Below are 11,848 nucleotides of genomic sequence, written 5' to 3'. Positions count from 1 at the left end.
CCGGTGACGTTCAGTAGACGTAGGGCCAGGCCGAGGAGTCCCAGCCGATCAGGTTGATCCCGAGCTTCGCGGTGCCGGACGAGTTGTAGTAGTGGTACACGAGAACGTCGGCGTCGCTGTCGGTGAAGACCGCGGGGTGGCCGGGCCCGTAGATGCTGCCGTGCGTGGCCAGGATCTCGGTGCCCCCACCGGCGGTGGTCAGCGTGCCGGCACGATCCTTGTACGGGCCGGTGATGCTGGTCGACCGGGCCACCATGGTCCGGTACGTGCTGGACGCCCCCCGGCAGCAGAAGTCGAACGACATGAACAGGTAGTAGTAGCCGGCGTGGTAGAACACGAACGGCGCCTCGACCGACTTGCTGTTCACGAACCGCTCGGCGATGTTGTACATCGTGCTGTCGGCGCGCTTGCCCGTGCTCGAACTGATCTTGACCATCTTGATGCCGGACCAGAACGAGCCGAACGTCAGCCACCACTCGCCGGAGGCCGTGACGGTCAGGTTCGGGTCGATGGCGTTCCAGTTGCTGCTGGTGGTCGACTCGATGACCTTGCCATTGTTGCTCCAGCTCCCGGCCGCGCCGGTGGTGCTGGTGGCCAGGAAGATCGCCGACTTGCTGGAGCCGAACGTCGAGGCGGCGTAGTACATCAGATACTTGCCACCGTGGTACGAGATGTCCGGCGCCCATAGGTTGGCGCTGCCGCCGGTGTAGTCGTTGGCCCAGGACGTACCGCTCGGGAACGCCTTGCCGGCGTCGGCGAACGCCGTCCGGTCCGACGAGGTCTTCAGGGTGATGCCGTCGCCGGTGGTGGCGAGCAGATACCCGCCGGTGGGTTTTTTGACGATCGACGGGTCGTGCGCGCCGGTCGAGCCGGTGACCACCCCGGGGTTCGGGTAGGTCGCGGCCTCGGCGGGTCGCAGACAGATGGCGCCGGCGGTGAGGGCGAGCAGGCCGGTGGCGCCGGCGAGCAGCAGTTTGCGGAAGTTCATGGGGATTCCCTTCCGGGGGAGTGCGGCCCCGATCGGGGAAATCGGGGCCGCCTGGGGACGGGCGTCTCGCGGCCGGCGCGGGGATGGGCGCTGCCGCGAGGCGGGGATCACGCGTACGGGAGCTCCTTCGCGGTGTGCGAGGGGTACGGCACCGCAGTTATCGATGTCGATTCGATTGCCACTATGTTAACGATCACAATCGGCAAGTCAAGACGGATTTTGCTGCGCTGCAAAATGTCACCCCGCTCGCTCGGGCCGGCCGGCGCCTGCCCCGCGGGCGGACGGCACGGGAACGCTCTCGATGAGCGGCTGGAGCTATCGGCTGGACACCCTCAACCTGGCCTATGGCGAGGCGGGGTGGAGGTCTTCACGGGAGGACCGGCTCGACCGGTCGATGAGCTCGGGACAGGTCGCCCGGCAGGAGTGGAGTCCAGCCTGGCAGGAGGCCGCGGGCTTCGGCGACTTCGTCCGCGGTCTTGATCTTCGCATTGGCGGTCTCCGCCTCGGCGATCACCGCAACTGTCGGCAAGGGAATCCGCAAGATACGTCCACTCCACGAGGTCGAACCCGAGCAGGCGAACGTGGTTTGAGATCAACAAGCCGCCTGCCTGCGCTGTGGAGACATCGAGACAAGACGTATTACCGAGGGTGCTGGTGAAACCGGTAGGCGCTGACCGGTCCGCGGCATCTGGCTCCAGGAGGGTAGGCGCTGTAGTCGTAGGCCATCTGCTTGGCGGTCCGGATCTGGTGACAGCGGGTGATCGTCGCCTGGGGCCAGGCGATTACCGCGTCGGGCAGGTTGTGCCGCAGCCCGAACAACACCGCGATCACCGCCGTGGCCGGCGGCAACCTATGCGGACGCCCGACCGGCGGATTCGCCCACGATCTCGCGAACCCGGTTGATCAGGTCGGCGAGCCGGTCTTTCCTGGAGCCCTGTCATACTCTCACCGCGCAGCGGTCGGCCCACGATCAACTTCCGCAGAAAGATGATCTATCGGATCCCAGTCGCTGCGTCGGACAGCCGACAGGTCGTGGCCACCCTCAGATCTCACTCAAAGTGACATCGACACATGCCGACTGGCCCTCCAGCGGGCAAAGGAGAAAGAAAATGGAATCGGTTTCCCGGCCGCGCTCCGGCTGGATCTGGTTTTCCGGATGGGCCCTTGTCGGTTCCGCCTACGGCCTGGCGTTGGTCGGAGCATTGACGATCGGGGTGTATGTGCTGCCGATCGCGGTCGCATTGACCGCCCTGCTTGCCATGGCGCGGCCCGGCACACCAACCCTTTCCGGCCTGTTGTCGGGCGCCGGACTGCCGTTCCTGTTCATGGCGTATCTCAACCGCTCCGGTCCGGGGACCTCGTGCTCCGAAACCAGTACGGGGCAGGAATGCAATGAGCTGTACAACCCGTGGTTCCCGTTGACGATCGCGGTAGCGCTCATGGCAGCCGGCGTCGCGATCTACCTCGTGCTGCAGCGCCGCCGCGCAGCGGTGGGGTCGTCTTCTACGCACCAGCCCTGAAGACGTCGCTCCAGCGCAGCGTCGAACTACCTTCAGCCAGCCGGTCGGGTCAGCGATCAGTGGTCTGCCTGATTGCCTACTTGAATTTCCAGCCCCATATACGCACCCCGGCCGCCCGCGAATATCACTCGCTGTGACGTGATCGATAATGCTGCTGTGAACCGGTGGATCAAGTTCTGGTTTGGCGCATGGCGATCTGAACCAGTGGTGTTCGTGTCACCGCTGTCCGTCCGGGCGGCCCGGACGGCTTTGAGTGAGGGCAGCGTCTCCTATTCGCGTGCTTACCCCTCGTTCGAAGGCGGTCTGGACGGATACCGCGTCGTCGGCCGGGTCGGCGAGGACGAGATCTCGCTGGAGGCCCGCCAGGTCGGAATGCGAAACTCGTGGCTGCCGGTGATGAAAGGCCGGCTCGAACCGGCGGGAACCGGCTCCCGGCTCGCCGGGACGCTCGGCTGGCCGCCCGTGGTAAAGGCGTTCAGCGCCCTGTGGCTCAGCTTCATGTGCTGCATCTTCCTGGTTCTCGTCATCCGAGTTGTCACCCTGGCGCTGCGTGGCAAGGCAGGCGGTATGGACTTCCTCGGCTGCCTCGTACCGTTGGGCTTCGTACTGTCCTTCGTCGGATTGACGTCGTGGGCCAGCTACTCCGGCCGTGGTAACGCGAAGTACCTGCGGTCATGGCTGGCCGAGCGGCTGCAGGTTGCGGAAGAGCGTCGCCTGAGCACGACCTGAGGCGGGCTCAGGTCAGCTACGGCACAGTTCGTCGCAAGACGCTCTCTCCGCGGCGGGTCCGGCGGAAGCCGGATCCCAAAACCGCAACCCATCCCTGGCGTACGGCCGAATCAACACCCCTGCCGATCTCGCCAAGGCATGACGTGGTGGCGGTACGGGCTGGTGCGGGTGGCAGCGGCGCGCGCAGCGGCCCGGTGGTGCGGAGACCTCGCGCGAGTGCGGCACGGGGCGTGGCCGCGAGGCCTGCGGACAGGACTCCATCGGTCGTACCGGCGAAGGGTTTTGCGGCAAGCGGCCGGGAGGCGCCGGTCAACCGTTGCGATAGCGGCCCGGGGTCGTGCCGAAGACCGCGCGGAAAGCCTCGATGAAGGCGCTCGGACTGCGGAAACCGCAGTCCACCGCGACCCGGGTGACCGGCCGGCCGGCGGCGAGCAGGCTCAGTGCGTGGTGCAGCCGCAGCTGGGCCCGCCACTGCGGAAAGGTGAAGCCGGTCTCGGCGCGGAAGAGCCGGCTGAGCGTACGCTCGGCCGCCCCGACCTGACGCCCGAGCTCGCGCAGCGACCGCTGGTCCGCGGGATCTGCCGCGAGCAGGTCGCAGAGCTGGACCAGGCGGGGGTCGGTGGGTGTGGGCAGCATCAGCGGCAGCGCCTCGGCCCGGCGCAGCTGGTGCAGGGCCACCTGTTCCAGGTGATGTCGGTGCTCGGCGGCCAGGTCGGTCTCGTCACTGAGCGCGCGGATCACCTCGCGCAGCAGCGGCCCCACGACCAGGACGGTCGGCTCGTCGAGCGCCGCGACCTCGAAGATCAGGGAGCGCATCTCGGTCGGGCCGTCGGCCTGGTGGGCGTGCGGCACGCCGGCCGGGATCCAGACGGCCCGGTTGGGCGGCACCACCCAGGCGCCCCGGCTGGTGGAGACCCGCAGAACCCCATGCAAGGGATGAACCAACTGGTGTACGGCGTGATCGTGCCACTCGATCCGCTCCCGGTGATCGAGTGGCCGGATCGTCGGCCCGGTCAGGACTTGGCGTTCCACCGACACAACGCGGCAGAATATCGGAAGCCCGCATGCGCGGCAGCCGCGAGTCTCGAGGCATGACTGATTCCTGGCGACGGATGCGGTTGTGGGGGACCGCGCACGCCGTCGACGACCTGTACCAGGGCCTGGTCCCGGCGACCCTGCCCTACTTCGTCCTCGACCACCGTTACAGCTACGTCGCGATCTCCGGGCTCACCCTGGCCGCCGCGCTCGGCAGCTCGATCCCGCAGCCGTTCATCGGCGTCCTCGTCGACCGGTACCGCCTCGATTGGCTGGCCGCCGCCGGGGTCGCGCTCGCCGGGCTCGGATTCGGACTGTCCGGCCTGGTCGGTGGTTGGTACCCGGCGGTGTGGACGCTGATCCTGCTCTCCGGGCTGGGCGTGGCGATGTTCCATCCGGCGGCCGGACGGGCGGCCCGGGTCGCGGCCGGGGACAGCGCCGGGGCGATGAGCGTCTTCGCGGCCGGTGGCAGCGTCGGATTCTTCCTCGCCCCGGTCCTGGCCACACCACTGCTCGTGCACTTCGGGCTCTCGTCGACCGCGCTGTGCGCGGTGCCGGCCCTGGTCATCGCGGTCTTCCTGGCGCGCCGGCACCGGGCGGCGGCCGCCGGGGCCCGGGTGGAGCGGGCCGGTCCTGATCAGTGGCGGCCCTTCCTGGCGTTGACCGGCATCGAGGTGGTTCGCTCCGCGGCGTTCTTCGGGGTGAACACGTTCATCGAGCTGTACTGGCTGCGCCACCTGCACTCCGGTCTCGGCGCCGCCGGGCTGGCGCTCGCCGTGTTCCTGGTCGGGGGAGTGGCGGGCACGCTGCTCGGCGGGCGGATCGCGGACCGGGTGGGCTCCGTTCGTACCGTGCGATGGGGTGCCCTCACCGGATTGCCGGCGCTGGCCGGCCTCGCCGTCGCGGACGGGCCGGTCCTGCCGTTGATCTTCGCCGGTCTGGTCGGCGTGGCCCTCAACATCCCCTTCGCGGTGCTGGTCAAACTCGGACAGGACTACCTGCCGTCCCGTCCCGGCACGGCCGCCGGCGTGACCCTGGGCCTCGGCGTCAGCATCGGCGGCCTGTTCGCCCCGCTCTTCGGCCTGACCGCCCAGCACCACGGACCGGAGGGGGTCTTCGCTCTGCTCTGCCTCGCCCCGATCCCGGCCGTCCTGTTCGGCCTGATGCTCACCGACCCGGACCGGGCGAGGCAGAACAGGCTCGCCCTCAGCTCGTCAGGATGACGAGCCGTTGCGTCGCCCGCGTCATCGCGACATAACGGTCCACCGCCCCCTCGACGCCGTCGCCGAAATGCTCCGGGTTGACCAGGATGACCAGGTCGAACTCCAGGCCCTTGGCGAGCGTCGGGGTCAGCGACCGGACCCGCGCCCGCTCCGCGAAGCCGGGGTGGCCGATGACGCAGGCGACGCCTTCGGCGTTCGCGTCCAGCCACTCCTCCAGGATCTCCGCCAGCTTCGAAACCTTCTCCCGTACGACCGGAAGGCCACTGCCCCGGATCGACGTCGGCACGTTCGCGTCCGGCAGCGCCGCCCGGATCACCGGCTCCGCCTCGGCCATCACCTCCGCCGGGGTCCGGTAGTTGACGGTCAGCGACGCCATGGTGATCCGGTCGAGCCCGACCCGGCTCAGCCGCTCCTGCCACGTCTCGGTGAACCCGTGCCGGGCCTGAGCGCGGTCGCCGACGACGGTGAAACTGCGGGACGGGCAGCGCATCAGCAGCATCTGCCACTCCGCGTCGGTCAGCTCCTGTGCCTCGTCGACCACCACGTGCGCGAACGGGCCGGCGAGCAGATCCGGGCCGTCCTGCGGCGCCGCGCCGCTCTCGTCGAGGACCTCGCGCAGGTCCTGCTGGCGCAGCATGGTCATCAGGCCCTCGCCGTCGTCGTACTCGCTGGAGGCGATCAGGTCCTCGACGACCCGGTCCATCTCCCGGCGCCCGGCGGCCGCCGCGGCCTCGCGCCGGTTGCGTTCCGCGGACGCGGCGGGGTCGCCGAGCCGTTGCCGGGCCGCGTCCAGCAACGGCAGGTCGGACACCGTCCAGGCCCGGGCGTCCGCCCGCTGCAGCGCCCGGACCTCCTCGAGGCTCAGCCAGGGGGCGCACCTGCGCAGATAGGCGGGGACCGACCAGAGATCCGCGATCACGTCGGCCGGCTCCAGCAGCGGCCACGCCCGGTGGAGCTCCGCACGCAGCTCCGTGCTGCGGCGCAGCTCCCGTTCCGAGACGTCGTGCTTCTCCGCGAGCAGCGCGATCAGTTCCGCCCAGATCTGATCCCGCGCCTCGTTGTGCGGGACGCCGCCCTCGGCCGCCTCGAACGCCACGGCCCAGTCGCCGGCGGTCACCCGGATCTCGTCGTCCTCGGTGGCGACGGTGATCGCCCTGGTCGGTGGCTCCTCGTAGAAGCGGACCGCGGCCTCGACCGCCCCGACCATGGCCGCCGACGACTTCAGCGCGGCCACCCGCGGGTCGGTCTCGGCGACCGCCGTGGCGCCCTCCGGCACGAGGTCCCGCACGGTGCAGGTCTGCACGTCCTCCTCGCCGAGGCTGGGCAGCACGTCCGAGACGTACGCCAGATAGGGCTCGTGCGGCCCGACGAAGAGCACCCCGCCGTGCCGCTGTCCGAGCCGCGGGTCGTGGTAGAGCAGGTACGCGGTCCGGTGCAGCGCCACCACCGTCTTGCCGGTGCCCGGCCCACCGTCCACGACCAGCGCGCCCCGCGACCCGGCCCGGACGATGGCGTCCTGGTCGGCCTGGATGGTGCCGAGCACGTCCCGCATCCGCGGCGACCGGCTGGTGCCCAGGCTGGCGATGAAGGCGGACTGGTCGTCGAGCGCCGCGTGCCCCTCCAGCCCGTCAGCGGTGAAGACCTCGTCCCAGTAGTCGATGATCCGGCCCTCGAGCCAGCGGTAGCGCCGGCGGCTGACCAGGCCGTGCGGGTCCGCGTGGGTGGCACCGAAGAACGGCTCGGCCGCCGGCGACCGCCAGTCGACCAGCTGCCGGCCACCCTCACCGTCGGTGAGGCCGAGCCGCCCGATGTAGACCGTCTCGCCGTCCGCGCGAACCATCCGGCCCAGGCAGAGATCCAGGCTGAACCGGCGCAGCGCGCGCAGGCGACCGGACATCCGGTGGACGGCGTCGTCGCGGTCCACCGCCTGGCGGCCCTTGCCGGCGGGCGCCTTGCGTTCGGCTTCCAGACGGTCGGAGAGTTCGGCGATCGAGCGCGTGAGGCTCTCCGCGATGGCGGTGAAGTGCTTCTCGTCCCCGGCGATCAGCGCGGGGTCCTCCTTGGCCCGGTTGGACAGCTCGAAGACGGTCACGGGCACTATGGTTCCCCCATTTTTGCAGCTCACAGCTTTGACGGTGAGATTGTGCAGGAGAACCTGGGTCTTGCCGCAAGACCCCTGGTGTGTTATAAGTTGGAGGTGGAAAGAGGTGGGTTTTCCCTCTTCCGTCCCTTTCATTAATCGCCTTCGATGGCACCGTTCGGGCCTGCCGCCTCCGGATGTCCGATGTCTACCGAGCGATGCTGCGCCAGGTCGAGCTTCCCGTGCGGCGACACTCTTCGTCGCGGGGCCGGCCGTGAACCCACCGCGCCACAAGCTCCGACGCGCCGCTGCGCGCGGGCCCCGGCGCCGCAAGGGATGATTAGGCCATGACGAAAATCCAGGTCAGCGGTTCGGTGCCGCGCCAGGCGCGGGTCCGGGCCACCTTCCTCGGGTACGCCATGAAGGCCCTGCGTGGCATGCCGCGCCCCGTCCAGCGGGTGGTGCTGAACGGGGCCAGTGCGGGCGAGCTGCCCCCGGTGGCGGACTTCGTCCGGATGCTGGAGATCGCCGGGGAGATGCCCGATCCGGGGCCGACCCACGCCGAACTGGTCGCCCGCTTCCCGGAGCTGGCCGCCGTCGAGGTGAGCGAACCGGAGATCGAGGGCGTGCCGGCCCGGCTCTACCGGGTGCCCGGCCGGGACGCCGAGGCCGCGCTGGTCTGGGTGCACGGCGGCGCGTTCGTGCAGGGCACGCTGCGGATGGCCGAGGCACACTGGACCGGGCTGACGCTGGCCGCGCGGGGAGTCCCGGTGCTGTCGCTGGACTATCGCAAGGCCCTGCACGGTGTCACCTATCCGGCCCCCTCCGACGACGTGCTCGCCGGTTGGCACTGGGCGGTGGCGAATCCGGACCTGCTCGGCGTGCCGGCCGCGAAGATGCACCTGGGCGGCGCGAGCGCGGGCGCGAACCTCGCCGCCGGGGTGGCGAAACGCGCGCGGGACGGTGAGGGCCGCCTGCCGGCGTCGGTGGTGCTGGCCTATCCGGCGGTGCACCCGGAGCTGTCCGGGTGGGACGCGGCGGGACTCGCCGCGATCCGGGACGAGCCGAGCGCGGTGTATTTCTCGCCGGAGTGGATCCGGGACCTGAGCGTGCACTATGCCGGGGCGGCGGGGCTGTCCCACCCGTACGCGTTCCCGGGCCAGGGCGACCTGGCCGGCACCCCGCCGACGTTGATCGTCAACTGCGAGCGGGACACGCTGCGCGGTTCGGGCCAGTTGTACGCGGAGCAGTTGCGCGCGGCGGGCGCCGAGGTGACAGTCCATCTGCTGTCCGGGGCCGCGCACGGCACCCTGAACGAGCCGTTCACCGAGGCCGGCTCGAGGACCGTCGAGCTGATCACCGACTGGCTCGCTCCGAACCCTCCGGGGCAGCGAACCGATTGATCAACTAGTACCCTGACCGGCTCACAGGTTCTTCGCAGCTTTGTCGCAACGAGGTGAGCATGTCCCAGCCGCAGCCGGTACCGCAGGGTGGCGCGTCCCCCGGCCCCGCCGGATTCCCCGCCTACCCCGGCCAGCCCGCACCGGCCGGCTACCCCGGCCAGCCTGCACCGGCCGGCTACCCCGGCCAGCCTGCACCGGCCGGCTACCCCGGCCAGCCTGCACCGGCCGGCTACCCCGGCCAGCCTGCACCGGCCGGCTACCCCGGCCAGCCTGCACCGGCCGGCTACCCCGGCCAGCCTGCACCGGCCGGCTACCCCGGCCAGCCTGCACCGGCCGGTTACCCGCCGGCGGGCTTCGCCCCGGCCCAGCCGGCCCCCGGGGCGTTCCCGTCGCCGGGGCCCGCCGCTTACCCGGTGCCGGCCCCCGGGGCGATCCCGGCCCCGTACTCCGGGCAGCCGGCCCCGGGCGCGTTCCCGCCCCCGTACTCGGCGGCGCAGCCCGGGTACGCGAGCGGCGTACTGTCCTGCCGGTTCTGCGGCTCGATCCCGGCGGTCGAGACGAAGTTCCGCGGCCACCAGGGCATGGTGGTCGTGATGCGGTTTCTCAGCAACAGCGGCCCGTTCTGCCGGGACTGCGGCCTCGGCGTCTTCCGCCACATGACCTCGCGCACCCTGGTCCAGGGCTGGTACGGCTACGGCTCGTTCATCATCACCCCGATCACGGTGATCATGAATCTCTTCCGGCGCGGCAGCGTCGCGAACCTCCCGGCTCCGCAGCCCAATCCGTACGGCCCCAGCCGCCCGCCGATGGACCCGGGCCCCCGCCTGCTGGAGCGCCCGCTGACCTGGGTCGGCCTCTTGATCCCGTTCGCTCTGATCTCCCTGATCATCTTCATGGCGAGCCAGGACTGACGACTTTCGCGGGGCCGCCGGACACCGTCCGGCGGCCCCGAGCCCTCCGGGCCACCCAGGGGGTGGGCGTTTCGGCCGGTCGGGATGGGGAACCCGGTCAGCATGCCGATCCTCAACCGTCTGGAAGAAACCCGCCGGCTCGACGGCGTCAGTGACCGACTTCAGTCCGCGGTGACCGCCGCGGTCCGGCCGCAGCGGCTGCGTGACCTGCTGCACGGCACCTGGCTCGGGCATCCGCTGCACCCGGTTCTGGTCCAGGTGCCGGTCGGCGCGTTCGTGTCGACCGCGATCCTCGACCTGCTGCCCGGCCGGCGCGGGGCTCCGGCGCCGCTGCTCGCGGTGGGTATCGCCGCCACCGCCCCGGCGGTCGCGGCCGGCTGGCTGGACTGGTCGCAGATGACCCGGGACCGGCGGCGGGTCGGCCTCGTGCACGCCGGCGCGAACGTGGTGGCGCTCGGTCTCTACACCGCCTCGCTGCTGGCCCGGCGCAGCGGCCGGACGGCGCGGGGCAAGCTGCTCGGGTATGCCGGGCTCACGGTCGCCGGCCTCGGTGCCTACCTGGGTGGACATCTGGCGTACGCGCAGGCGGGCGGCACCAACCAGGCCGCGCCCGACCTGGCGCGCCTGCCGGAGGACTGGACCGAGATCTGCTCCCTGGCGTCGGTGCCGGAGGGCCGCACCGTGGTCCGGCTCCTCGGTGACGTTCCGGTACTGCTCTACCGGATCGCCGACCGGGTGTCGGCGCTCGTGGAGCGGTGCGGCCACGAGACCGGGCCGCTCGGCGAGGGCGAGGTCACCGGCGAGGGCTGGAACGCCTGCGTGGTGTGCCCGTGGCACGGCAGCACGTTCCGGCTCAGCGACGGCTCCGTGGTGCACGGGCCGGCCGCGAACAATCAGCCGATGATCCCGGTCCGGGTCCGGGACGGCCGGGTCGAACTACGTCAACCCTGAGGAGGTCCGGCGGGACGTCCGCATGCCCCGGTGGTGGGGGCGGGGCTCCGCCCACGCTCGACCGACCGGCAACAGCGTGACGACGGAGGCTTTGAAGTTTGCGTAGACCGGCTGTACGGAGGGCGACGGCATGGCGGCGGGGTTGAGCTGGACCACAAGCGAGCGGGCCGGCTGCATGATCGTCGTCGTGCGGGGGCGGCTGGACCTGGCCGCCACTCGCGGGTTGCGGGGAATGCTGCAGAAGTGCCTGGCCGAGCAGCCGGCCGCGCTGCTCGCCGACCTGTCCGGGATGTCGCTGGGCCAGGAGACCGCGCTGTCGGTGTTCACCGCGATCCACCGGCAGGCGGCGGTCTGGCCGGGCACGCCGGTCGTGCTCTGCGCGCCGCGGCCCGAAATGGCCGATCTGCTGGCGCGGCAGCGGTACGGTCCGCTGCGGACGTGTGCCGACGTCGACGAGGCCGTCCGTGAGGTGACCCGGCACGGGGTGGTGCCGCCGATGATCATCGACCAGTTGGTGCCGATGACCGGAGCCACCCGGCACGCCCGGGACCTGGCCACCGAGGCCTGCGTACGTTGGGAGCTGCCCGACCTGATCGGCCCGGTCAGCGTGGTGGTCACCGAACTGGTCAGCAACGCGGTCGAGCACGCCAACACCATGATCACTCTGCGGCTCACCCTCCTGCGCCGCCACCTGCATGTCGCGGTCCGCGACGGATCGGTCGCGCCGCCGGAGACCCGGCTTCCCGGGGTCGGCTCCGTCGATCGGGGCCGGGGCCTTCTGCTGGTGGACAGCCTCGCGGTGAACTGGGGCTGGCTGCCGACCAGCGACGGCAAGGTGGTCTGGACGACCCTGGCGCTCTAGCCGGCGGTGCCCGGGTCGTCGTCGGCCAGCAGTTCGCGCAGTCCGGTGAGGGTCAGGACCTGGGCGACGTATGGCTGTACTCCGGTCAGGTGTACCCGGACGTCTCGGTTGTGGGCGACCGTGCGTATCGCGTTGAGCATGGTGAT

At 70.8% G+C, this 11,848-nt stretch carries 11 protein-coding genes; 7 read left to right on the top strand and 4 right to left on the bottom strand.

The features are described from left to right. Positions 1-10: 10 nt before the first annotated feature. Positions 11-988 carry an arabinan endo-1,5-alpha-L-arabinosidase gene (locus tag CHC09_RS43755; RefSeq protein ID WP_089299182.1) on the bottom strand — a complete coding sequence of 326 codons (978 nt, stop codon included), beginning with the start codon at positions 986-988 and terminating at the stop codon, positions 11-13. A 367-nt stretch (positions 989-1,355) separates the two neighbouring features. Continuing rightward, positions 1,356-1,517 (bottom strand): hypothetical protein, encoded by a 162-nt coding sequence (locus tag CHC09_RS47015; RefSeq protein WP_179277554.1) that lies wholly within the window; start codon positions 1,515-1,517, stop codon positions 1,356-1,358. A 580-nt stretch (positions 1,518-2,097) separates the two neighbouring features. Between CHC09_RS47015 and CHC09_RS43750 the strand changes: the two genes are divergently transcribed. Beyond that, positions 2,098-2,508 (top strand): hypothetical protein, encoded by a 411-nt coding sequence (locus CHC09_RS43750; protein WP_089299181.1) that lies wholly within the window; start codon positions 2,098-2,100, stop codon positions 2,506-2,508. Positions 2,509-2,664: 156 nt separating this feature from the next. Beyond that, on the top strand, positions 2,665-3,237 hold the full coding sequence (locus CHC09_RS43745; protein WP_143232932.1) for a hypothetical protein: 573 nt from the start codon (positions 2,665-2,667) through the stop codon (positions 3,235-3,237). A 309-nt stretch (positions 3,238-3,546) separates the two neighbouring features. On the opposite strand, the gene CHC09_RS43740 is transcribed toward CHC09_RS43745, so the two are convergent. Further along, positions 3,547-4,269, bottom strand: coding sequence for an AraC family transcriptional regulator (locus CHC09_RS43740; protein ID WP_239138919.1), 723 nt, complete (start codon positions 4,267-4,269; stop codon positions 3,547-3,549). Between the two features lie 59 nt (positions 4,270-4,328). On the opposite strand from CHC09_RS43740, the gene CHC09_RS43735 reads away from it, so the two are divergent. Further along, positions 4,329-5,495, top strand: a complete 1,167-nt coding sequence (locus CHC09_RS43735; protein ID WP_203833456.1) for an MFS transporter — start codon at positions 4,329-4,331, stop codon at positions 5,493-5,495. Here the strand turns inward: CHC09_RS43735 and helR are convergent. After that, positions 5,479-7,593 carry an RNA polymerase recycling motor ATPase HelR gene (helR, locus tag CHC09_RS43730; RefSeq protein ID WP_239138918.1) on the bottom strand — a complete coding sequence of 705 codons (2,115 nt, stop codon included), beginning with the start codon at positions 7,591-7,593 and terminating at the stop codon, positions 5,479-5,481. The two genes, CHC09_RS43735 and helR, sit on opposite strands and share 17 nt — an antisense overlap. Before the next feature lie 329 nt (positions 7,594-7,922). Here helR and CHC09_RS43725 point away from each other — a divergent pair, with 329 nt between their 5' ends. From CHC09_RS43725 to CHC09_RS43710, 4 genes are all read left to right on the top strand, one after another. Then, positions 7,923-8,978 carry an alpha/beta hydrolase fold domain-containing protein gene (locus CHC09_RS43725; protein WP_089299177.1) on the top strand — a complete coding sequence of 352 codons (1,056 nt, stop codon included), beginning with the start codon at positions 7,923-7,925 and terminating at the stop codon, positions 8,976-8,978. A gap of 59 nt (positions 8,979-9,037) precedes the next feature. Next, positions 9,038-9,889 carry a hypothetical protein gene (locus tag CHC09_RS45990; protein WP_143232931.1) on the top strand — a complete coding sequence of 284 codons (852 nt, stop codon included), beginning with the start codon at positions 9,038-9,040 and terminating at the stop codon, positions 9,887-9,889. Between the two features lie 102 nt (positions 9,890-9,991). Further along, positions 9,992-10,840, top strand: a complete 849-nt coding sequence (locus tag CHC09_RS43715; protein ID WP_089299175.1) for a Rieske (2Fe-2S) protein — start codon at positions 9,992-9,994, stop codon at positions 10,838-10,840. A 130-nt stretch (positions 10,841-10,970) separates the two neighbouring features. Further along, entirely contained in the window at positions 10,971-11,702 is a 732-nt protein-coding gene (locus CHC09_RS43710) for an ATP-binding protein (protein ID WP_203833454.1), read from the top strand. Positions 11,703-11,848 lie beyond the last annotated feature (146 nt).

The sequence above is a fragment of the Actinoplanes regularis genome (genome assembly GCF_900188005.1).
Lineage (GTDB): Bacteria > Actinomycetota > Actinomycetes > Mycobacteriales > Micromonosporaceae > Actinoplanes > Actinoplanes regularis.
This window is presented reverse-complemented; position numbering and strand designations above follow the sequence as displayed.

What these genes read in the sequence shown, in the direction of transcription:
- CHC09_RS43755 (WP_089299182.1), bottom strand. Translation starts at nt 988, where the DNA reads ATGAACTTCCGCAAACTGCTGCTCGCCGGCGCCACCGGCCTGCTCGCC.
- CHC09_RS43750 (WP_089299181.1), top strand. Translation starts at nt 2,098, where the DNA reads ATGGAATCGGTTTCCCGGCCGCGCTCCGGCTGGATCTGGTTTTCCGGA.
- CHC09_RS43735 (WP_203833456.1), top strand. Translation starts at nt 4,329, where the DNA reads ATGACTGATTCCTGGCGACGGATGCGGTTGTGGGGGACCGCGCACGCC.
- CHC09_RS43725 (WP_089299177.1), top strand. Translation starts at nt 7,923, where the DNA reads ATGACGAAAATCCAGGTCAGCGGTTCGGTGCCGCGCCAGGCGCGGGTC.
- CHC09_RS45990 (WP_143232931.1), top strand. Translation starts at nt 9,038, where the DNA reads ATGTCCCAGCCGCAGCCGGTACCGCAGGGTGGCGCGTCCCCCGGCCCC.
- CHC09_RS43715 (WP_089299175.1), top strand. Translation starts at nt 9,992, where the DNA reads ATGCCGATCCTCAACCGTCTGGAAGAAACCCGCCGGCTCGACGGCGTC.
- CHC09_RS43710 (WP_203833454.1), top strand. Translation starts at nt 10,971, where the DNA reads ATGGCGGCGGGGTTGAGCTGGACCACAAGCGAGCGGGCCGGCTGCATG.